20 protein-coding genes are annotated in these 22,002 nt (G+C 55.6%); 7 read left to right on the top strand and 13 right to left on the bottom strand.

The features are described 5' to 3' along the window. Nucleotides 1-7: 7 nt before the first annotated feature. From IM303_RS15135 to IM303_RS15145, 3 genes are all read right to left on the bottom strand, one after another. Complete coding sequence (locus tag IM303_RS15135) at nucleotides 8-1,330, bottom strand: MFS transporter (RefSeq protein ID WP_028014749.1); 1,323 nt, start codon at nucleotides 1,328-1,330, stop codon at nucleotides 8-10. A gap of 261 nt (nucleotides 1,331-1,591) precedes the next feature. Beyond that, nucleotides 1,592-2,617 carry an inner membrane protein YhjD gene (gene yhjD / locus IM303_RS15140; protein WP_041911856.1) on the bottom strand — a complete coding sequence of 342 codons (1,026 nt, stop codon included), beginning with the start codon at nucleotides 2,615-2,617 and terminating at the stop codon, nucleotides 1,592-1,594. 50 nt (nucleotides 2,618-2,667) lie between these two features. Beyond that, nucleotides 2,668-3,567 carry a LysR family transcriptional regulator gene (locus tag IM303_RS15145; protein WP_049000473.1) on the bottom strand — a complete coding sequence of 300 codons (900 nt, stop codon included), beginning with the start codon at nucleotides 3,565-3,567 and terminating at the stop codon, nucleotides 2,668-2,670. Between the two features lie 119 nt (nucleotides 3,568-3,686). On the opposite strand from IM303_RS15145, the gene IM303_RS15150 reads away from it, so the two are divergent. Continuing rightward, nucleotides 3,687-4,445 (top strand): SDR family NAD(P)-dependent oxidoreductase, encoded by a 759-nt coding sequence (locus tag IM303_RS15150; protein WP_028014746.1) that lies wholly within the window; start codon nucleotides 3,687-3,689, stop codon nucleotides 4,443-4,445. Nucleotides 4,446-4,618: 173 nt separating this feature from the next. After that, on the top strand, nucleotides 4,619-5,221 hold the full coding sequence (locus IM303_RS15155) for a response regulator transcription factor (RefSeq protein ID WP_049000475.1): 603 nt from the start codon (nucleotides 4,619-4,621) through the stop codon (nucleotides 5,219-5,221). On the opposite strand, the gene IM303_RS15160 is transcribed toward IM303_RS15155, so the two are convergent. Continuing rightward, nucleotides 5,200-5,538 (bottom strand): lysozyme, encoded by a 339-nt coding sequence (locus IM303_RS15160; RefSeq protein WP_028014744.1) that lies wholly within the window; start codon nucleotides 5,536-5,538, stop codon nucleotides 5,200-5,202. The two genes, IM303_RS15155 and IM303_RS15160, sit on opposite strands and share 22 nt — an antisense overlap. Before the next feature lie 71 nt (nucleotides 5,539-5,609). Beyond that, nucleotides 5,610-6,149: a GNAT family N-acetyltransferase gene (locus IM303_RS15165; protein WP_028014743.1), complete on the bottom strand. Its 540-nt coding sequence runs from the start codon at nucleotides 6,147-6,149 to the stop codon at nucleotides 5,610-5,612. Between the two features lie 147 nt (nucleotides 6,150-6,296). Between IM303_RS15165 and IM303_RS15170 the strand changes: the two genes are divergently transcribed. After that, nucleotides 6,297-7,889, top strand: a complete 1,593-nt coding sequence (locus tag IM303_RS15170) for an STY4199 family HEPN domain-containing protein (protein WP_028014742.1) — start codon at nucleotides 6,297-6,299, stop codon at nucleotides 7,887-7,889. 48 nt (nucleotides 7,890-7,937) lie between these two features. Here IM303_RS15170 and IM303_RS15175 read toward each other — a convergent pair whose 3' ends face one another. The 3 genes from IM303_RS15175 to IM303_RS15185 all read right to left on the bottom strand — a co-directional run bounded on the left by IM303_RS15175 (nucleotide 7,938) and on the right by IM303_RS15185 (nucleotide 12,037). Further along, entirely contained in the window at nucleotides 7,938-9,587 is a 1,650-nt protein-coding gene (locus IM303_RS15175) for an alpha,alpha-trehalase (RefSeq protein WP_028014741.1), read from the bottom strand. A gap of 183 nt (nucleotides 9,588-9,770) precedes the next feature. Next, entirely contained in the window at nucleotides 9,771-11,123 is a 1,353-nt protein-coding gene (gene gorA / locus IM303_RS15180; RefSeq protein ID WP_049000476.1) for a glutathione-disulfide reductase, read from the bottom strand. A gap of 71 nt (nucleotides 11,124-11,194) precedes the next feature. Then, nucleotides 11,195-12,037, bottom strand: coding sequence for a 23S rRNA (adenine(2030)-N(6))-methyltransferase RlmJ (locus IM303_RS15185; RefSeq protein WP_048960796.1), 843 nt, complete (start codon nucleotides 12,035-12,037; stop codon nucleotides 11,195-11,197). A gap of 179 nt (nucleotides 12,038-12,216) precedes the next feature. Here IM303_RS15185 and prlC point away from each other — a divergent pair, with 179 nt between their 5' ends. Together prlC and rsmJ are read left to right on the top strand one after the other, a co-directional pair. Further along, the gene (gene prlC, locus IM303_RS15190; RefSeq protein ID WP_047367223.1) at nucleotides 12,217-14,259 is read left to right on the top strand and encodes an oligopeptidase A; all 2,043 of its coding nucleotides are present in this window, start codon (nucleotides 12,217-12,219) and stop codon (nucleotides 14,257-14,259) included. 7 nt (nucleotides 14,260-14,266) lie between these two features. Next, nucleotides 14,267-15,019, top strand: a complete 753-nt coding sequence (gene rsmJ / locus IM303_RS15195) for a 16S rRNA (guanine(1516)-N(2))-methyltransferase RsmJ (protein ID WP_045259400.1) — start codon at nucleotides 14,267-14,269, stop codon at nucleotides 15,017-15,019. A gap of 60 nt (nucleotides 15,020-15,079) precedes the next feature. Here the strand turns inward: rsmJ and uspA are convergent, their stop codons facing one another. Next, nucleotides 15,080-15,517 carry a universal stress protein UspA gene (uspA, locus tag IM303_RS15200; protein WP_003861223.1) on the bottom strand — a complete coding sequence of 146 codons (438 nt, stop codon included), beginning with the start codon at nucleotides 15,515-15,517 and terminating at the stop codon, nucleotides 15,080-15,082. A gap of 283 nt (nucleotides 15,518-15,800) precedes the next feature. On the opposite strand from uspA, the gene uspB reads away from it, so the two are divergent. Next, nucleotides 15,801-16,136 (top strand): universal stress protein UspB, encoded by a 336-nt coding sequence (gene uspB / locus IM303_RS15205; RefSeq protein ID WP_003861224.1) that lies wholly within the window; start codon nucleotides 15,801-15,803, stop codon nucleotides 16,134-16,136. 43 nt (nucleotides 16,137-16,179) lie between these two features. On the opposite strand, the gene IM303_RS15210 is transcribed toward uspB, so the two are convergent. The 3 genes from IM303_RS15210 to pitA all read right to left on the bottom strand — a co-directional run bounded on the left by IM303_RS15210 (nucleotide 16,180) and on the right by pitA (nucleotide 18,626). Further along, complete coding sequence (locus tag IM303_RS15210) at nucleotides 16,180-16,587, bottom strand: hypothetical protein (protein ID WP_028014736.1); 408 nt, start codon at nucleotides 16,585-16,587, stop codon at nucleotides 16,180-16,182. After that, complete coding sequence (locus tag IM303_RS15215; protein ID WP_028014735.1) at nucleotides 16,565-16,954, bottom strand: polymorphic toxin type 44 domain-containing protein; 390 nt, start codon at nucleotides 16,952-16,954, stop codon at nucleotides 16,565-16,567. Before IM303_RS15215 ends, IM303_RS15210 begins: the two co-directional genes overlap by 23 nt. A gap of 172 nt (nucleotides 16,955-17,126) precedes the next feature. After that, nucleotides 17,127-18,626 carry an inorganic phosphate transporter PitA gene (gene pitA / locus IM303_RS15220; RefSeq protein ID WP_028014734.1) on the bottom strand — a complete coding sequence of 500 codons (1,500 nt, stop codon included), beginning with the start codon at nucleotides 18,624-18,626 and terminating at the stop codon, nucleotides 17,127-17,129. 228 nt (nucleotides 18,627-18,854) lie between these two features. Between pitA and IM303_RS15225 the strand changes: the two genes are divergently transcribed. Continuing rightward, a complete protein-coding gene (locus tag IM303_RS15225) occupies nucleotides 18,855-20,051 on the top strand; it encodes an NAD(P)/FAD-dependent oxidoreductase (protein WP_193360059.1) in 1,197 nt (398 codons plus the stop codon). A 53-nt stretch (nucleotides 20,052-20,104) separates the two neighbouring features. Here the strand turns inward: IM303_RS15225 and IM303_RS15230 are convergent, their stop codons facing one another. Beyond that, entirely contained in the window at nucleotides 20,105-21,928 is a 1,824-nt protein-coding gene (locus IM303_RS15230) for an integrin alpha (protein WP_048960799.1), read from the bottom strand. Between the last annotated feature and the right edge of the window lie 74 nt (nucleotides 21,929-22,002).

Consider the following 22,002-nt stretch of genomic DNA (forward strand, 5'->3'; position numbering starts at 1 on the left):
CAATGAATTACAGCGCCTGATGCTTAGTCTCATGCGTCAGCAGCAGCGCAATCAACGTCAGCGCCGCCATGGCCGCCAGATAAACGCCCACGTAGAACAGACCATAATTTGCCTGCAGCCAGGTGGCGATATACGGTGCCACGGACGCGCCCAGAATAGACGAGACGTTATAGGAGAACGACGCGCCGGTATAACGCACTTCCGTCGGGAACAGCTCCGGCAGCAGCGCGCCCATCGGGCCGAAGGTCAGCCCCATCAGGCTCAGGCCAATCAGCAGGTACGCCATCACCAGCGCCGGGCTACCTGAACTCAGCAGCGGCGGGAAGACGAACAGAGCAAACAGAATGATCAGCGTGGTGATCGTAATCATGCTCGCACGACGACCAAACTTATCCGCCAGCAGGCCGGCAATCGGTACCATCACGCCAAACCCAATCACCGCCATCATCAGCATCCACAGCACTTCGTTACGCGGCAGGCCCAGCCCAACCGGCGCGGCGGCGGTACTGTAGGTCATGGAGTACACCGTCATGATGTAGAACAGCGTGTAGGTCGCCAGCATGATAAACGTGCCCAGCACGGTCACGCGCACGTGTTTGGTCAGCAGGGTGCCCAGCGGCACTTTTACCTGTTTTTTCGCCGCGGCTACTTTTGCGAACACCGGCGTCTCATGCAGGGAAACACGCACATACAGGCCAATCAGCACCAGCACGGCCGAGAAGACAAACGGGATACGCCAGCCCCAGCTCATGAACTGTTCATCCGTCAGCAGCCAGGAGAGCAGCAGGAAGGTCCCGTTGGCAAAGAAGAAGCCAATCGGCGCGCCAAGCTGCGGGAATGAACCGTACAGCGCGCGTTTACGCGGCGGGGCGTTCTCGGTCGCCAGCAGCGCCGCGCCACCCCATTCACCGCCCAGCCCCAGACCCTGACCAAAACGCGCCAGCGCCAGCAGGACCGGCGCCAGAATGCCGATGGTTTCGTAGGTCGGCAGCAGGCCGATCGCCACGGTGGAGATGCCCATCGTCAGCAGCGAGGCCACCAGGGTGACCTTGCGCCCAATACGATCGCCGAAGTGTCCAAACAGCGCGGAGCCAATCGGACGCGCCACAAATGCTATAGCAAAGGTCGCCAGGGACTGTAGCGTCGCCGCCGTCGGGTCTCCCTGCGGGAAGAAAATATGCGGGAAAACGATGACCGCTGCGGTGGCGTAAATGTAAAAGTCGAAGAACTCAATGGCGGTGCCAATCAGCGATGCGACGACAACTTTATTGCGCGAGTTTACCGGGACGTTTTCCGCACCAGAGTCGAGTGTTGTGGCTGTTGATTGCATAATATTTTCTTATTTTTTGTCGAACGAAAGGCCATATTACGCACAGCAAAAGCGACATTTCAATCTGTAACAAAATAGCTTCCTGATTATAAAATCAACAAAAAGCGGATAATTTTCAGGCCAGCCAAAATGCTTCCATGAAATGCTTCACGTTTTTTAAATATTGGTGGATAAAACTGGTTTTCGGTTAAATAAAAGTTACGGACTGGATTTATATGCTGAAATGATGAGTCGGGCTGAAATATCAGCCCGAGAGCGGAATTAACGGTGTGTTTTTCCGGGCATTCGCGTGTCGCCTTTGTACTCGGCGGTGGCAATCCACGCCGCGCAGAACAGGGTTAAACGCGCGAAGAAGTAGAAGAACGCCATCAGCCCCAGCACCGAGCCAAATGCCGCGCCGGACGGGGATTTCACCAGCGACGGCAGGGTGTAAGTCATCACGATCTTAATCACTTCAAAGCCGATCGCCGCAATCAATGTGCCGCGGAGCAGCGCCTTCTTACGCGGACGATGCCGAGGCAAGCGCCAGAAAATCCAGAAGAACAGCAGGTAGTTGGCGAAGATAGAAATCGCCAGTCCGATGCCGCGCCAGGCGGGCTTCAGCCATTCGATGTAATCAAGATAGAGCGCAGAAATAATCATCTGCTGCGCGGAGCCCGCCACGGAGGTAATGGAGAGCGTGACGACGAGCGCGATAAGCAGGCCAATCAGCGAAATAAAGTCGCGGAAATATTTAACCCAAATTTTCTCCTGATCCTGCGGTTTACGCTCCCACACCTCGCGCGACTGGGCGCGAATAGCTTCGCGGAGGTTGCCCATCCAGTTAACGCCGGAGTAAAGGGCGATGAGCAAACCGACGATCCCGACGGTGGTGCGCTGCTGAACGGCGGTGTTAATCGTGCTTTTCAGCGTGGTGGCGAGGGTTGGGTCACTGACGTTATTCAGGATCTTATTGAAAATATCCTGCAGCAGCGTTGGATGTGACGCGAGTACAAAACCGGCCGCAGCAAACGACACCATCAGGATAGGGATCATCGACAGGAACGAAAAATAGGTGATCGCGGCACCGAACTGGTTCCCCATGCGGTCATTAAAGCGCTCGGTCGCACGTATAAGATGCGCAACCATGGGAAACTGCTGAATTCTCTCCGCCAGGCTGGTGACGGTGCCCAGCGCCTTGCTGGCGGTACCAGGGGCTTTAGCCTCTTCCGGCTCGGTTTCCATCTTCTTGATGGGTTCATAATCTAAATGTTGGGTGGGTCGTTGCGGGTTATTTTCCGGCGTCACGCGTCTTTTCCTTTTCGTTTGGCTGGATGTTATTGAATTATAGCTTGCGACTAGTCCACGTAAGCTTTTGTGAGTTCGGTTAGCCACTCCATAAACAGATGAACCCGGCGAGAGAGGTTGCGCCGGTGGGGGTAAATCAGGGAGACAGGCATCGCTTCCGCGCGATACTGCGGGAGGATCTCAATCAGTTTCTTTGCGCGCAGCAGGTCGCGCACCCCAACGCGCGGGGCCTGAATGATCCCCAGCCCGGCAAGGCAGGCGGCCTGGTAAGTTTCCGTGCTGTTGACGGTTAGCACCCCGCCCGTTTTTATCCACTGCGTCGTGCTACCGTTATAAAATTCAAAGCCCTGAGGGCGGCTTCCCAGCATCGCGGCATAATGAATCACGGCGTGCGAGCCTAAATCGTCCAGCGTGTCAGGGTAGCCAAAACGCGCCAGATAATCCGGGCTGGCGCAGTTGATCACCGACAGCTTGCCCAGCGGACGGGCTATCAGCCCTGAGTCCTTCAGGGAACCCACGCGGACGACGCAATCAAACCCTTCCCGGACCACATCCACCAGACGATCGCTGCTGCTGAGCTCCAGTTCGATACCCGGATACTGCTGTAAAAACGCAGGCAGTTTGGGGATGACGACATTTCGAGCAACGCCAACGGGCATATCCACGCGCAGCCTTCCGCTGATGCTGGAGGGATCGTGCTGAAACATACCGTCCAGCTCATCCAGGTTCGCCAGCAGATCTTTTGCCCGTTCGTAATAGACCATGCCGTCCTGCGTCAGGCTGACGCGGCGCGTGGTACGGTGCAGTAGCTGGGTGCCAAGCCGGTTTTCCAGTGCCTGAATTTGCCGGGAAACGCTGCCTTTCGGCAGCGTTAATGTCTCTGCCGCGCGGGAAAAACTCTCCAGTTCCGCGACGCGAACAAACAGCTGCATTGCGTGAATTTTATCCATAGATGAAGCTCATTGTTGTTTGCACTGAAACAGTGAAGCGTTATTACCCATCTTTATTGATCTTCTATCACCTAATAAGCTCTTTCTCAATCTCCATAACAGCCAAAACGAGGTTTATGATGACTGAACGTATCGCATTAGTGACGGGTGGTAGCCGCGGCTTAGGTAAAAACGCTGCGTTAAAGCTGGCTGCTGACGGCACGGGAATTATCCTGACCTACAATCGTAGCCAGCAGGAAGCGCTGGAAGTTGTGCGCGAAATTCAGGAAAAAGGCGTCAAGGCGGCGGCATTAAAGCTCAACGTCGGGGATATCGCAAGTTTCGAAAATTTTGCTCAACAGCTTCAGGAGATCCTGAAGAGCGTCTGGCAGCGCGAAACATTTGATTATTTATTGAACAATGCCGGAACGGGTTTATACGCACCCTATACCGAAACGACGGAAGCCCAGTTTGATGAGGCGCTGAACATTCACTTCAAAGGGCCTTTCTTCCTGACGCAGCGCCTGCTGCCTCTGCTTAACGACGGGGGGCGGATCCTCAATGTCTCCAGCGGACTGGCCCGCTTCACCCAGCCAGGTTCAGGAACCTACGCGGCCATGAAAGGGGCGATGGAAGTGCTCACCCGCTATCAGGCGAAGGAGCTTGGAGCGCGCGGTATCTCCGTCAATATTATCGCACCAGGCGCGATCGAAACCGACTTTGGCGGTGGGCGCGTGCGCGACAACGCGCAGCTTAACCAGATGCTGGCGTCGCAGACGGCGCTGGGGCGGGTAGGTTTGCCGGACGATATCGGGGATGCCATTGCGGCGCTACTTAGCGATAAGCTTGGCTGGATGAACGCGCAACGTATTGAAGTGTCAGGCGGTATGTTCCTGTGATGTCTGATGTTAAGGGGAAGGAACCCCTTAAGGAAATCCTTAATATGGATGTGTCAAAATGCGGGTAAATATAAAAACCACTGGCGGATTTGTAACCTCTCCATTCATTGAGTTTTTTCTTAAATAGCGCCTATGTAGAATCCCCCTTCGCTATTCTCAGAGGGAGAAATACGATGCGAGTAATCATGTTTGACAGGCAGTCGATATTTATTCATGGAGCGATACACGGTTTGCAGAAATTAATTCCTGAAATAAATATAACGGGGGCTTGTCAGGCAGACGATTTATGGACGCAAATATCCGCGTCACCGTCTGCTATCGTCATGATTGACGGCAATTTAATTCAGGATGAGGGGAGTTCTTTCCTGGATGAAATCATGCATCGCTTCCCGTTGGTACGGGTGATGATGGTTCTGGCAAAAAAAGAGACCCGATGGGTTGAACAACTCATGCAGCGAAACGTGATGGCTATTATCCCCCGTAACGCCAACCCTGAGCGGTTTGCCGCCGTGCTGGATTCCGTGTCCAGAGGGATGGTCTGCTTTCCCGCTGAGTGGGTCAGCCAGCAATCGTCAGCGCAGGCGTTACTTTCCTTAAGCGAGCGTCAGCGTGAGGTGCTGAAGCTGCTGGCGGCGGGCGAATCAAACAAAGAAATTGGTCGCAATCTCAACATCAGTGCGGCCACGGTAAAAGCGCATCTGGAAGCGCTTTTTCGCAGGCTGGAGGTAAAAAACCGAACCCAGGCAGCCATGTATTACACCCGGGCGACGGCCTGAAGCAGCGCTTTCGGGAGTGAAGACGTCACGCCGAAACTCAGTATCATCAGTACCAGCGCGTCATGCTGCTGCTGGGTTAATGGATGTATACACTTTTCCCGCAGCAGCGTTTCACACAGCTGAATATCTTCATGGAGTAAATATTCCGCCTGAAGAGGCGTGATAAGGCCGTGAAAATTTTCCCGTTCGCGGATCACATGCCCATAGCCGATAACCCATACACCCTTTTCATCACGATATTTCTCCAGTGAAAGCCCTTGATGTTTCTTTATTAATTCTATGGCGGCAGAAGATATATTTAGCGCATGACCGTTCATATTCGTTTCCTCTTAATGGCGATACTGTAGAGGAATCGTGGTACGAGCAATATCCGCCAAATGGCTATTGATCAGGAATTATTGTTCAGGTATTCCTGCCGTAATAACCCAAATAACCAGTCATTTTGCCAGCGACCGGAAAGGTAATAGCTTTCACGTAGCTCGCCTTCCAGCTGGAAGCGAGCTTTTTCCAGCAGGCGCCTGGAGGCGACGTTTCCCGCGGTGACGGTGGCGGTGAGCCGACGAATACCGCCCTGATGAAAGGCGTAATCACAAAGCGCCTGCAGGGATTCGAAGCCGTAACCTTTGCCCTGCGCCTCGGGGGCAAAAAGAAAGCCCACTTCGGCGCAATCTTCTTCCCGATGAATATACCCGGTAACGCCCAGCGGGGCCTGTGAGAGGGCATCACGTACGACGAGGCACAGCCAGTGCGCGCTGCCTGGCGTCCAGGGCGTCAGGCGCGAATCAAACGCCTCCCGGATCGCTGCGACGGGGCGGTTCTCCGCCACAAAGCGCATGACTTCGGGGTGTTGCTGCAACGCCAGAAAAAAGGGCCAGTCTTGTTCCTGCAGGGGCGAGCAGTTCAGGCGTGAGGTCATTAAAACTGGCATTAAGATTCTCCTGAAGCATTTTAAATGATTTTAGGGTTGTCACTTTATTTCAACAGAAAGTCAGGTATGGTTAAGCGCGTATAAATAAAAAGAAAAACGGCCGTTAATGCCCATTCCGGATGTCTTCGCTGTCGCTTAAGGAAAACAATGACTCTCAGCACATCACATCATATCCGCGAACAGTTTGAACACTGTCTGGCGGTCATTCGCCAGGCGTCGGTGGAAATCTTGCTTCTTCTGAATGTACATGTTTCTGAGGGGAAAGATCCACGCTGGTTTCTGGAACAGCTGGACAGCGCGCGTTTAGGCCTCGGGGGATGGGCTACGGTTGCGAAGAAGCTTAACCTGAATGATGCCGAGATGTCGGAATTTACGCTGCAGCTGCGCCTGCTGCAGCAGCGCGTCCCGCAGTACGAAAGCGGGCAGGATGTCAGTGAAAACCAGCTTATTGCGGCGATGCGGTTTGTGACTACGCTGGAACATCTTCGTCTGCAGCAACCGCTTCTGACCTACAGCACCGAGCTGGCCCCGGGAAGCGAACTCCAGCAACAGCAGGCGCACAAGCAGGTACGCGCAATTGAGTTAATGATTAAAGGCCTCATTCAGCAGGCCTGGCCCGATCAGGTGCGGCTCAATAATCATCTTAAAACCTTATTTAACGCTGACCGCGTACGGCGCTGGCTGAAGCATGGCGAAATCAACGATGTCCTGAGCGGCATGATGTTCAGTGAACTGGCGCAAATGCTGGTGGATAAAAAAGAGTTCAGCCGCTATTACGCCTCGCTGTTTAACGACCCGTCCATGCTGACGCTCCTGGTGGAGCCGCGCAAAACGCTGCAAACCTTCCTCGACGACATTCGACAAATTCGCAACAGCATTACGGTGCAGAAAACGTTAAGTTCGGCGCAAATTCAGCTGCTGGATAACTACTACATGCAGATCTCCCGTCCGGTTCAACGCGCGTTTGAGGAGGGGAGAACGCGCGTCAACCCGGCCGGATTCATGGCGGTGGATGCCAGCGAGCTGCACGCGTTCTGGGAAAGGGCGCAAAAAATGGATCGGGTTACCGGTGGGGATCTGTTTGAAGTCCGCGACACGATTGAAAAGCCGACCCAGCGCGCCCCGCGCACGCCCGAACAGCGTGAGCAGCTTATCTCCGGTGCGCTATGGGGAGCGGTCGGCGTGATGGTGATTGCCATCGTGGTAGGCGGCTTCTGGCTGGTGACCAGCAGCAAACCGCAGCCTGCGGCCGAAAATACGGCGCAAGCGGCGGCTCCGCCGCAGGAGATGCGCGAAACCCCTTCCTCGCGCGAGACGCTGACGCGCATGGGAGTGACCTGGGACGAGAGTAATTTCCGTTCGGCGATTAACCGCAACGATACCCGCGTGGCGCTGCTCTTTTTGCAGGGTGGGATGGACTGGAAGCTGTCATGGACCGAAGAGGCGATGTCGGCAGGCTATGACGACGTTCTGGAGCTTATGCTGCGCTATCGGCAGAACATGGCAGAAGAGAAGCCGTGTCGTCGTTTCATCAATACGCTCAGCCACGCCATGTCAAACGGCGAGTCCCTGACGTCAATACGTAAAGAGTATCTGAAAGCGTTCTGCACCGTGCCGGCCGTGGTGAAGCGCCAGAAGCACGATCTTGAGATGGCAACGCGACGCGCGCAGTCACAGCCGGATGCCACCACAAAAAAATGGCAGTCTATTCAGACCGCCATTTATGAGGTGATTCGCTAACGTTTTCCCCCTCTCCCCAGAGGGGGAGAGGGCCAGAACGCACCCCTCTCAAGGCTCCCCATACAACCCAATCAACCGTCGCACCACGCCGTTCGTCCAGCCGAAGCCATCCTGTAGCGGATACTCCCCGCCGCCCCCTTCGCGCGGCGTACTGCTGGCGATGTGGTACTTCTCAATCAGCTTGTGGTGCGTCTTGTAGAAGTGGTTCACCGTATGCAGCCAGCTCCAGGCGATTTCATCCCCCAGCGAGTCGTTGCCGTACTGCTTGAACCCCTGGATCGCCATCCACTGCAGCGGCGCCCAGCCGTTGGGTTTATCCCACTGCTCGCCGGTTTCGTATTCGGTTGCCAGAATCCCACCCGGCGTCAGCAGACGCGCTTTTACCGCGTCAGATAAACGTTCTGCCTGCTCGTGCGTCGCCATTCCAACATACAGCGGCACAATGCTGGCGGCAGAAAACAGCGCCATCTGCTCGCGTCGCCAGTCGTAATCGCGGTAACAGCCACTCTCCTCGTCCCACAGATAGCGGTTCACCGCCGCGCGGCGATCGGTGGCCTTCTGGCGGAACAGCTCGGCCGTCTCTTTATCCCCTTTCGACGCCGAGATATTGGCAATCGCGCTCTCCAGCTTAAACAGGAAGGCGTTCAAATCGATGGGGATAAACTGCGTCGTGCGGATGCTGGCGAGCCGTGCCGGATCGCGAAGCCAGCGGGAGGAGTAATCCCAGCCAGACGCTGCACCCGCACGCAGATCGCGATAGACCTCATTCGGCGGACGACCCGAGTGGCGGGCGGTTTCCACGTCCTCAATCCACGATTCGTCGCGCGGGGTGTCACGGTCGTCCCAGTAGCGGTTCAGCAATGAACCGTCCGGCATGCGCACCGCGCTGCGGTAGGCCTGATTAAGCAGGAGCGACTCCGCGCCGTCCATCCAGAAGGCATGCTCCATTTTGAGATGGTCGAGGTAACGCTTCGCGCCGCGCACGCCGTCCTCTTCAAACAGCTCCACCATCAGGGCAAAGACCGGCGGCTGCGAGCGGCTGAGATAATAGGTGCGGTTGCCGTTAGGGATATGGCCGTAGCGTTCGATCAGCCACGCGAAGTTATCCGCCATGCACTTCAGCAGATCGTTACGGCCACTTTCCGCCAGCCCCAGCATGGAGAAGTACGAATCCCAGTAGTAGGTCTCGCTGAATCGCCCGCCGGGCACGATATAGGCCTGCGGCAGCGCCAGCAGGGACGACCAGGGAATATGGTCCTGCGGTTCGCGCGTCAGGACGGGCCACAGGCTATCAATGTGCTCTTTCAGCGACAGTCCGGGGTCGGAGACATATTCCGTGCTGTAGGTTTCAGGCAGCCAGAAGTGGTTCTCAACGAACTGGCGCAGGTCGAAATCCCGGTGCCGTCTGACCTTACGGTAGCGGATCAGAATATCCAGCGGATCCATCTTCGGCGCGCAGTCGGGGAAGGTTTTGCTGTCCGCAAACAGCCGCGTCGACTGGACGTGCTCGAACAGTTCAAGGTAGCGATCGGCGGGCGTCAGGGCATCGGAGGCGGGTAGCCCCTCGATCATTTCGGGTTCCGGCTCCGCCTCAATCATCTCATCCAGTTTTAACTCGCAGGGATCGGTCTCGTAGCGCAGCTCTTCTGCAATCTCGAATTCGATGTTCTCGGTAGCCTGTAGTTTCTGGTTGAACATGGTGATAGGGACCTCCGGTTGTGTGTTCTGAAGACAGGTTTCTCCGGGCGTCCTATAAGCGTAGACATTCGCTTCGGTAGATGTGGAGGGATATGTGCGGTAGATCACTCTTTTCGGAGCATTCGTTTTGCAACGATTTATGTATGTGAATAAAAAAAGCCCCTCCGGAGAGGGGCTTCTGCATTATCGCATGGTGACAAACTCTTCCGCCGCCGTCGGGTGGATTGCCACGGTGTTGTCGAAGTCTTTCTTGGTCGCACCCATCTTCAGCGCCACCGCAAAGCCCTGCAGGATCTCATCCATGCCGAAGCCGATGCCGTGGATACCGACAATCTTCTCTTCCGGGCCCACGCAGACCAGCTTCATGCGGCACGGCTGACGGTGAGAGGTGACGGCGGTATACATCGCGGTGAATGCGGATTTATACACTTTCACCTGGTCGTCGCCGTACTGCTCACGGGCCTGCGGCTCGGTTAAGCCGACGGTGCCGATTGGCGGGTGACTAAAGACCACGGTCGGGATGTTGCTGTAGTCCAGATGCTCGTCCGGCTTGTTGTTGAACAGACGCTCGGAGAGACGACGGCCTGCCGCAACGGCCACCGGCGTCAGCTCAACCGCACCGGTGTTATCTCCGACGGCGTAAATGCCCGGTACGCTGGTATTCTGGAACTTATCGACGACGATGTAGCCTTTTTCGTCGGTTTTCACGCCGGTCACCGCCAGGTTAAAGCTGTCGTTCGCCGGTTCACGGCCAATCGCCCAGATCAGGCAATCAACGGTCTGGCTGCGGCCATCTTCCAGCTCAAGGGTCAGGCTGCCGTCCGTGTTTTTAACGACCGCTTTTGGCACGGCGTTGGTGTGCAGGGTTGGGCCTTCGGTGTTCATCACTTCAACCAGCGTATCGACGATCAGCGGGTCAAAGCTGCGCAGCGGTGCGTGTTTACGCACGAACAGGTGCGCTTCTGCACCCAGGCCGTTAATCACGCCAGCCAGCTCAACCGCGATGTAGCCCGCGCCCACCACGGCAACGCGCTCAGGCAAGGCAGGCAGCTCGAAGAAGCCGTCGGAGTCGATACCGTATTCCGCGCCCGGAATATTCGGGTGGCTCGGACGGCCGCCGGTGGCGATCAGGATATGATCGGCGGTGATCGTCTCGCCGTTCACTTCGATCGTTTTCGCGTCCACAAAGCGGGCGAAGCCGTGAATCACGTCGACGTTATTTTTGCCCAGCACGTTGTCGTACGAGGTGTGAATGCGGTCGATGTAGGCGGTACGGCTTGCGATCAGCTTGTCCCAGTCGAAATTGTTGATGGTGGTGTCAAAGCCGTAGTCCGGACCGTACATATGGATCGCTTCACGGATTTGCGCCGCGTGCCACATCACCTTTTTCGGTACACAACCCACGTTCACGCAGGTGCCGCCCAGCGCTTTGGCTTCAATCAGTGCACATTTCTGGCCGTACATGGCCGCGCGGTTGATGGAGGCGATGCCGCCGCTGCCGCCGCCGATTGCGATGTAGTCATAATGCTTAGTCATAGCTTTTGTCCTTAATCGTGAATTGCCGCGATTGTATACCTGAAATCAATAGTTTCCACCGATGGCTGCAATTACTCCGGCACGATCCAGCTGACGGTGGCGTGGCCCGTTCCGGCTGGCACCAGCGTTTTGTGCAGCCACGGCAGCACGTTGTTCATCTGCGCTTCGAGCTTCCACGGCGGGTTAATGACGATCATGCCGGAAGCGGTCATGCCGCGCTGGTCGCTGTCCGGGCGTACCGCCAGCTCAATCTGCAGGATTTTACGAATGCCGGTCGCCTCAAGGTCTTTGATCATGCGCTTGATCTGAGCGCGCAGCACCACCGGGTACCACAGGGCATAGGTTCCGGTCGCAAAACGTTTGTAGCCTTCGTGAATGCCGGTCACCACCGCCTGATAGTCGGTTTTGATTTCGTACGGTGGGTCGATCAGCACCAGGCCGCGACGGGAAACCGGCGGCAGCTTGGCTTTCAGTTGCTGGTAGCCGTCGGCTTTGTCGACGCGGGCGCGGTTATCTTTCTGAAACTCCGAACGCAGCAGCGGAAAGTCGCTCGGGTGCAGTTCGGTCAGCTGGAGGCTGTCCTGCTCGCGCAGCAGCTGGCGGGCAATCAGCGGTGAGCCAGGGTAGTAGCGCAGCTGGCCGTTGCGGTTGAAGTGATTCACCACGCCAATGTACGGCTCCAGCTCGGCAGGCAGGTCGTCCTGCTGCCAGATGCGGGCGATCCCTTCCAGATATTCGCCGGTACGCTCGGCATGCTCGCCGCTCAGCTGATAACGGCCCGCGCCCGCATGGGTGTCCAGATAGAGAAACGGCTTCTCTTTCTCTTTAAGCGATTCAATGATCAGGCTCTGAACGGTGTGTTTGAGGACGTCGGCATGGTTGCCAGCGTGGAAGCTGTGGCGATAACTGAGCATGGGTAATGGTATTCCGCTGAATTGACGATTTGCCACAGTTTACAGCAGAACGGCACAGATTACCCGCAGGCCCGGTAAGCGCAGCTATTGAAATCCTCTACACTTAACCCCATTACTGAAAACAATATGCACAGCGCCGGATGCGCGCTTCATTCACCTATTTCAACAGGACAGCGTTTATGACCAATCCATTACTGACGCCTTTTTCGTTGCCACCGTTTTCTAAAATCCTCCCTGAGCATGTGGTTCCAGCCGTTACCCAGTCGCTGGACAACTGCCGCGCGGCGGTAGAAAGCGTGGTTGCGCAGGGCGCGCCGTACACCTGGGAGAATCTGTGTCAGCCGCTGGCCGAAGTGGACGACGTGCTGGGGCGTATCTTCTCTCCGGTAAGCCACCTGAACTCGGTGAAAAACAGCCCGGAACTGCGTGAAGCTTACGAGCAAACCCTGCCGCTGCTCTCTGAGTACAGCACCTGGGTCGGCCAGCACGAAGGGCTGTACAAAGCCTACCGCGACCTGCGCGACGGCGACCATTATGCCGAACTGAATACGGCGCAGAAAAAATCGGTTGATAACGCCCTGCGTGATTTCGAACTGTCCGGTATCGGTCTGCCAAAAGAGAAGCAGGTTCGCTACGGTGAAATCGCTGCGCGCCTGTCCGAACTGGGTAACCAGTACAGCAACAACGTCCTTGACGCCACCATGGGCTGGACGAAGCTGATTACCGACGAAGCAGAGCTGGCGGGTATGCCGGAAAGCGCCCTGGCGGCGGCTAAAGCCCAGGCCGAAGCGAAAGAGCAGGAAGGCTTCCTGTTAACGCTGGATATCCCGAGCTATCTGCCGGTGATGACCTACTGCGACAACCAGGCCTTGCGTGAAGAGATGTACCGCGCCTACAGTACCCGTGCCTCCGATCAGGGGCCAAACGCGGGTAAATGGGACAACAGTCCGGTGATGGCAGAAATCCTCGCCCTGCGTCACGAGCTGGCCCAGCTGCTGGGCTTCGACAGCTACGCGGATAAATCCCTCGCTACCAAAATGGCCGAAAACCCGCAGCAGGTGCTCGACTTCCTGACCGATCTGGCGAAACGCGCCCGTCCGCAGGGTGAAAAAGAGCTGGCCCAGCTGCGCGCCTTCGCGAAAGCGGAGTTTGGCGTGGACGAGCTGCAGCCGTGGGATATCGCGTACTACAGCGAAAAACAGAAGCAGCACCTCTACAGCATCAGCGACGAGCAGCTGCGCCCGTACTTCCCGGAAAACAAAGCCGTCAACGGCCTGTTTGAAGTGGTGAAACGCATTTACGGCATTACCGCTAAAGAGCGTACTGATATTGACGTCTGGCATCCGGACGTGCGCTTCTTCGAACTGTATGACGAGAAAAACGAACTGCGCGGCAGCTTCTACCTCGATCTCTACGCGCGTGAGAACAAGCGCGGCGGGGCGTGGATGGACGACTGCGTGGGCCAGATGCGTAAAGCAGACGGTTCCCTGCAAAAACCGGTCGCCTATCTGACCTGTAACTTCAACCGTCCGGTAAGCGGCAAGCCTGCGCTGTTCACCCATGACGAAGTGATCACCCTGTTCCACGAGTTCGGTCACGGCCTGCACCACATGCTGACCCGCATCGAAACCGCCGGCGTCGCCGGTATCAGCGGGGTGCCATGGGATGCGGTCGAGCTGCCAAGCCAGTTTATGGAAAACTGGTGCTGGGAGCCGGACGCGCTGGCGTTTATCTCCGGCCACTATGAGACCGGCGAACCGCTGCCTAAAGAGTTGCTGGATAAAATGCTGGCGGCGAAAAACTACCAGGCGGCGATGTTTATCCTGCGTCAGCTGGAGTTCGGCCTGTTCGATTTCCGCCTGCACGCCGAGTTCAGCCCGGAGCAGGGGGCGAAAATCCTCGAAACGCTGGCCGAGATTAAAAAGCAGGTTGCCGTTATTCCAGGGCCAACCTGGGGCCGATTCCCGCACGCGTTCAGCCACATCTTCGCGGGCGGCTACGCGGCGGGCTACTACAGCTACCTGTGGGCCGACGTGCTGGCGGCGGATGCCTTCTCTCGCTTCGAGGAAGAGGGGATCTTCAACCGCGAAACCGGCCAGTCGTTCCTTGACAACATCCTGACCCGCGGCGGTTCTGAAGAGCCAATGGTGCTGTTCAAACGCTTCCGTGGCCGCGAGCCGCAGCTGGATGCGATGCTTGAGCATTACGGGATCAAAGGCTGATTGTTACGTGAAGATCTGCTTAGTGGATGAAACGGGCGCCGGAGACGGCGCCTTATCTGTTCTGGCGGCCCGCTGGGGGCTGGAGCACGATGAAGAGAACCTGATGGCGCTGGTAATGACGTCAGCACATCTCGAATTACGCAAGCGCGATGAACCGAAGCTCGGCGGGATTTTTGTCGACTTCGTTGGCGGCGCGATGGCGCACCGGCGTAAGTTCGGCGGCGGTCGCGGCGAAGCGGTGGCCAAAGCGGTCGGCATTAAGGGGAGCTATCTGCCGGACGTGGTGGATGCCACCGCGGGGCTGGGGCGCGATGCGTTTGTGCTGGCGTCTGTCGGCTGTCATGTGCGGATGCTGGAGCGTAATCCGGTTGTCGCCGCGCTGCTCGACGACGGGCTGACGCGAGGCTATGCGGACCCGGAAATCGGCCCGTGGCTGCAGGAGCGTTTGCAGCTTATCCACGCGTCAAGCCTGACGGCGCTGACGGACATCACCCCGCGTCCGCAGGTGGTCTACCTCGACCCGATGTTCCCGCATAAGCAGAAAAGCGCGCTGGTGAAGAAAGAGATGCGGGTATTTCAGTCGCTGGTGGGGCCGGATTTAGACGCAGATGGCCTGCTGGAGCCGGCTCGTCAGCTCGCGACGAAGCGGGTGGTGGTGAAGCGCCCGGATTACGCGCCGCCGCTGGCGGACGTTGCTACGACCAACGCGGTGACCACGAAAGGGCATCGGTTTGATATTTATTCGGGGACGCCGGAATAAAAAAAGCCGGGTGGCGGCTTCGCCTTACCCGGCCTACTTTCAGTGCCGCTTTTTTTGCACTTACTCGTCTTCTTCGTCGCGTAGCGGAACAATCAGCATGTCCACGTGAACGGTGTTAATCAGCTGGCGTGCTGAAGACATCAGCTTGCTCCAGAAGTCCTGATGGTGACCGCATACCACCAGATCCATATCGTATTTCTTAATCGCATCAACCAGCACCTGACCCAGGTCGCCGCTGCCGCTCAGGGTTTCGGTGATCGGATAGCCCGCGTTGGTGGAGAGCTCGCTCAGCGCGTGATGCGTTTCTTCAGAGATGCGTTTCTGCATATCGCCCAGATTGACGTCGATCAGACCGGTGTAGAGGTCGGAGTAATTCACATCAACGTGAATCAGGGAGACTTTCGCGTTGTAGGGACGTGCCATAGATACCGCTTTATCAACCAGCACTTTGCTCTCCGGGGAGAGATCTACCGCGATAAGAATGTGTTTGTAAGCCATAGTGTTACTCCTTCCTTAAGTTATCGATGACTAAATGGGAAAGCCGTCGTCTGATGCTTTCATTACGGCCCAGTTAAACATATTTTTCAAGCTTTGGTGTTGATAACGATTAACCTTGTGGCAAAAAAATTAACGGATCTCCTACACTATTTAATGAGCCGTTCGGATATTAAAACGCGAACCGGATCGACTTTTAGTCATTCTTTCACTGAACTGTCTGTCAGGGCATTGGGGTGCGGTAGCTCAGGAGCCTTGCTTCGTGGGCGGACGCCGGGGAGGATGTATGATTAGCACCGTCGCATTGTTTTGGGCGTTATGCGTAGTTTGCATAGTGAATATGGCGCGCTACTTCTCATCGTTACGTGCGCTGTTAGTGGTACTTCGTGGTTGCGATCCGTTGCTGTATCAGTATGTGGACGGTGGAGGGTTCTTCACCTCGCATGGACAGCCCAGCAAGCAGATGCGTCTGGTGGGGTATATCTACTACCAGCGCTACCGCGATCATCACGATGAAGAGTTTATCCGTCGCTGCGAGCGTCTGCGTCGTCAGTTCATTTTAACCAGCGCCCTGTGTGGGCTGGTCGTGGTCAGTATGATTGCGTTGATGATTTGGCACTGAGTACCTCAGCAGGCGGGGATAACCCCGCCTGCTTTCCTCTGGTTCAGGGCTTCACTGAGAACCGCAGATTTGAGATATTGGTCTCAATCGAAATAACCTTCCCGCTATAGGCGATATTAACGTGTCCGTTTGTATCAATGCTGGCCGCAGTGATTGTACCCGTACCTTCAATGACAGGATGCTTCATTGCCAACTGATGGATAATGTCGGTGTCTTTCCCTGTTATCTTTTCCGAGAGATAGTAACGGTAGATTGTGGGTACGGTGGCGCCACCCTGATTGTTCACGGTCATATAGAGCCAGACGCTGTCAGATAATTTATAAACGCGTTGAAGTTTATCGCCCTCTTGCTGGTTGGGCTGGTGGTTGAGCCACACAAATCCAATGACCAGAGCCAGAAGCGAAACAGTAACAAGGCGATGAATCCATTTAGTAGCCGTTTTGAATGGCATACGCTATTCCTTCTCTGATATTGCGTTGGTCCGTTGGATCGTCCCCGTAAGGCGGCTTTTCGTGCCATTTTCCCCATTCAGGTTTTGACGTGCCAGCACGGCCTTGAGCCCAACCAGCGCCCATAAGAAGGATGTTTGCAGGTATGCCTGCTGCAGTTCCGGCGGCTCCGAAGTTGAAATTACCAAATGCAGCAAAATAAGGGTCGAATTTTTTGTAATCCCAGGGACCACCATTTCGGACTTTTTGGTAGAACCAGTAATACGTTGAGGGAGTGGCCATGTTACGCGACATGCCATGGAGACGTGCTTCACGCATATTATTTGCTATAACTATTGAGCCAGGTCCTGAAATTGGGACAGAAGCCATACATTCTCCTTTGCCTGGTTTTTCTTCTGGCCGTCATCATAGTGTTATTTTCGCAACTCTTTTGAGCAAAAAATGTTCAGAAAATCCTAATGTTATAAACTGTTGGATTGCAAATAACAGCCATAAAAAAACGGGTCAGTTTCCTGACCCGCTTTTTGTCGCCTTCAGCCAATCAAATCAGCTTCAGCGAAATCCAGTACAACCCGCCTGACAGCAGGATAGAAGCCGGAAGCGTAAACACCCAGGCCATCAGAATGTTGGTCACGGTTTTGCGCTGCAGACCGCCGCCGTCAACAATCATGGTACCTGCCACGGACGAGGAGAGTACGTGGGTGGTGGATACCGGCATACCGGTGTAGCTCGCCAGACCGATAGACACTGCCGCCGTCATCTGCGCGGACATACCCTGCGCATAGGTCATGCCTTTCTTACCGATCTTCTCGCCGATGGTGGTCGCCACACGACGCCAGCCAATCATCGTACCGATACCCAGCGCCAGCGCGACGGCCATGATGATCCAGATTGGCGCGTACTCAATGGTATTGAGCATATCGCTTTTCAGTTTCTTCAGCAGACGCTTGTCGTCACCATTCACCTCTGGCAGCTTCGCGACTTTATCGGTCACGTCGGAGATACAGAGCATGATACGACGCAGCTGACCACGCTGTTCAACGGCCAGTTTATCGTAGCTTTCGATGTTGCCCAGCATACCTTTGGCTCGTTCCAGCGCGTTAATCGCGTTAGCCGGATGGCAGTGGAATTCGCCAGGCGCGGTGGTGGCACCGGCTTCCGGAGAAGGGATCAGCTGGTCAACGCCGGTCGCTTTTTTCAGCAGCTCAGGGTGCTGCTGGAAATAGGTTTCAACGTTGTTGACCGCATCACGGGTACGGGTGATTTCGTAACCCGAGGCGTTCATATTCACCACGAAGCCCGCCGGTGCGACACCGATCAGAACCAGCATCACCAGACCAATGCCTTTCTGCCCGTCGTTCGCGCCGTGAGAGAAGGCCACGCCGATAGCAGAAATGATCAGGGCGATACGCGTCCAGAACGGCGGCTTTTTCTTGCCGTCTTTCTTCTCACGCTCTGCTGGCGTCAGGTGGATACGCGCACGTTTCTTCGTGTTGCTCCAGTAGCGACGCAGGATGAAAATCAATCCACCCGCAACCACCAGACCCACGATAGGGGAGACGATGAGAGAAGCGAAAATGCCCAGTACTTTAGGCAGATTCAGCGCATCAACAACCGATGTCCCGGTCATCAGGGCGTTGGTTAACCCGATACCGATAATCGCGCCGATGAGGGTGTGAGAACTGGATGCAGGCAGGCCAAAATACCAGGTACCGAGGTTCCAGATAATGGCAGCAAGCAGCATTGAGAACACCATGGCGAGGCCATGACCGGAACTCACGTTAAGCAGCAGATCCGTTGGCAGCATATGCACGATCGCATACGCAACGCTCAGTCCGCCCAGGAGGACACCAAAAAAGTTAAATACCGCCGCCATAACAACCGCAAGCTGCGATCGCATTGCGCGAGTGTAGATAACCGTTGCTACTGCGTTTGCAGTGTCGTGGAAGCCGTTGATCGCTTCGTAAAACAGTACAAAAACCAGAGCAAGCAATAGTAAAAGCCCGGTATGTAAATCCAGGCCGGCAAACAAATGTAGCATAGGACGTTACGCCATTTTGAGGACATGAACGCGGCGCATTATCCAGGACAAATGCGCAACGGGCAAAGTGAAATATAGACTTTTTTTGACATACCACCTGATTTGGGAAAAGTGCCTGAAAGGATAATCGTTAAATTTCAATGGAATGGCTTTGTAATATCTTTTTACGCTGGTGTGACCACAGAGGAAACTTTACAATCCGCGGCAGTTAACGAAGAGGGTTTTGACGTGGAAAGGTTTGATGCCGTGGTTATTGGCGCCGGTGCGGCGGGTATGTTTTGTGCGGCGATGGCCGGACAGGCGGGTCGTCGCGTGCTGTTGCTGGACAACGGGAAAAAGCCTGGCCGCAAGATCCTGATGTCAGGCGGCGGGCGCTGCAACTTCACCAATCTTTATGTCGAACCCGCGGCCTATTTGAGCCAGAACCGTCATTTTTGTAAATCTGCGCTGGCGCGTTACACCCAGTGGGACTTTATCGACCTGGTGGGTAAGCATGGCATCGCGTGGCATGAAAAGACGCTCGGGCAACTCTTCTGCGACGACTCCGCGCAGCAAATTGTCGATATGCTGGTGGCCGAGTGCGAGAAGGGCGGCGTGGTCATGCGCCTGCGCACCGAGGTGTTGGAGGTGGCCCGCGACGAGCAGGGATACACGCTGCAGCTGAACGGTGACACCGTCAGCGCCGATAATCTGGTGATCGCCAGCGGCGGTCTGTCGATGCCGGGGCTGGGCGCGTCACCGTTCGGCTACAAGATTGCCGAGCAGTTTGGCCTGAAGGTGCTGCCAACCCGCGCTGGGCTGGTGCCGTTCACGCTGCATAAGCCGCTGCTGGAGCAGCTTCAGACGCTGTCCGGCGTCTCTGTTCCCTCCGTCATTACCGCCGAAGACGGGACGGTATTCCGCGAAAACCTGCTCTTTACCCACCGCGGTCTCTCCGGCCCGGCGGTCCTGCAAATCTCCAGCTACTGGCAGCCGGGGGAATTTGTCTCGGTGAATCTGCTGCCGGACAGCGATCTGGACGCGTTCCTCAACGAACAGCGTACCGCACACCCGAATCAGAGCCTGAAAAATACCCTGGCGATGCAGCTGCCGAAGCGTCTGGTGGAGTGTTTGCAGGGGCTGGGGCAGATCCCGGATGTGTCGCTCAAGCAGCTTAACAGCCGCGAGCAGGAGACGTTGGTGGATACGCTAACGAACTGGCGCGTTCAGCCAAACGGTACCGAGGGGTATCGCACGGCGGAAGTGACGCTGGGCGGCGTTGATACGAATGAGCTTTCTTCACGCACGATGGAAGCGCGTAACGTACCGGGGCTCTACTTTATCGGCGAAGTGATGGACGTGACCGGCTGGCTCGGCGGATATAATTTCCAGTGGGCGTGGTCGAGCGCCTGGGCGTGCGCGCAGGCGTTGCAAAATGCGCAATAAATTGCCGGGGAGTCTCCTCCCCGGCGGTGTTGCCCATTCAGATGATGTAAGCATTAATCCGGTATAGCGTAATCCGCAATGCGGAAGGTGACCTTACCCGTCCAGGTGTTATCACGGTAAGAACCAATGGCGAGACTGTCCTGAGTGAAGCCATTGAAGCTCCCGGCCGCAATGGACGCGCCGAATTTTTCATACTGATTTTTACCCCAGTAGACTTTCGCAACGCCTTCTCTCACCAGCGTATTAATATTGATCATGCCTTCTTCATCGTCAGCGTAGTCATCCAGGCTTTTACCGCCGTTGATGACATACACGGCACCCACCTGCGTGCCGCTGCCGTTCACCGCATTCGGATCGCCGATCACCAGGTCTTTTTTACCGTCGCCGTTCAAGTCCACATTACCGAGAATGCTGTTCCCGAACCCTGCCAGCTTGCTGCCAGGCCTGTCGGCGTAAATAGCATAGCCATCGTGTACGCTAAATGTTTTGTTGTAGTTCAGCCGGGTGTGCGCCGCATCGAGGAACAGAGACGATGGCAGCTTACTGCCGTCGGCCTTACCTTTAATAATCCAGACCAGCCCGGAACGTTTTTTATCAATACCCATGTCGGCAGGGGCGCTAATCGCAAAAGCGTTAGCGTGAGCATTCAGGAAATTACCTAATGGCGTAATGGTGCCGTTATTGGGCTTATCCTGCGTATACGCGCTATGATCGTTACTTCCTTCACCTCCGCCGGACTGACCACCCAGGAAAGCCGCCCCCATACCGTGAATGCGGGTTGCCTGCGTCGCGTTTAGCGAGGCGATGTCGAGATTCCCCTGGTTGAAGCTGCTGCCGTAGACGAGATAGGCCGTGCCGCGTCCATCAGTGCCGCTGTTCTCTGATTTACGGCCTTCATTGACCGATTCCGGGTCGACGATCAGGTAATCACTGAAGCCGTCGCCGTTAATATCCCCGACATCGCTGATCTGCTGCCCAAGGTTGTAGTTAAGGGGTTTATCCGGACCGTTGGTGGCGGTCATCTGCGGACGAATATAGGCACCGGTCGCGGCAGGGATCTCCCAGTCGCCCAGGTTGTTGCGCTTAATATCAATGTTCTGCCACTGATCGCCTGGCTTTTGAGCACCGTAGATAATGACGGCGCCGCCGCGTCCGCCCGTGCCTTCGATATCGCCGATAGCAAGATCGACCATCTTGTTAGCCACGGCAGAATTTTTATATTTAATTGGGCCTACCGCGGCGCCAAACCAGCCGCCGGTATTCGCATTGCCTGAAGAATTCACCGTACGGATGCGAATACCCAGGCGAGCGTCGCCGTTGTCGATATCATTGAGGTCAATCTGATTAGAAAGACGCGCGCCGGTACGGTGATGCGGTCCGCCCCAGATAATATAGACCTGATCATGCCAGTGGGAGGCGATGACTAAATCATCATATCCATCGCCGTTAATATCACCTATTTTACGTACCGCGACGCCCATCCATTTTGTCGTCACTGAGCCAGGCTTATTCGCTTTATTGCTGTGGATAATTTTAAGCGCGTTTTGCGGATCGAATTCACCTACGTTATTGACTTGCTGCATGGGTTTCCCACCGGAAGTCCCGAAAATGACGTACGCGATCCCTTTTGCGCCATCCCCCCAGGGGGCCGTAATGACAATATCTTCACCCGCGATATGCGAACCATTGTCCTTATCGGAAAACTTACCGATCGTGGTCATCGTCATACCGAAATAGTCTTTTTGTTTTTCACCCTTAATAGATACAGGGACAGAATAAGGCTCGATATCGCTGGCGATAACCTGTGATGCCGTGATGCCAGTACCTGATAAAGCTGCAACGCAAAGCGCTACACGCGTTTTCGTTTTGAGTTTCATAGTATATATCCTTATACAAATCCATTTTTCATACCCGGCAACTCATTTGTATAGCGCTATGTGTTGCCGGGAAA

The organism is Enterobacter cloacae complex sp. P38RS (assembly GCF_014930775.1).
Lineage (GTDB): Bacteria > Pseudomonadota > Gammaproteobacteria > Enterobacterales > Enterobacteriaceae > Enterobacter > Enterobacter bugandensis.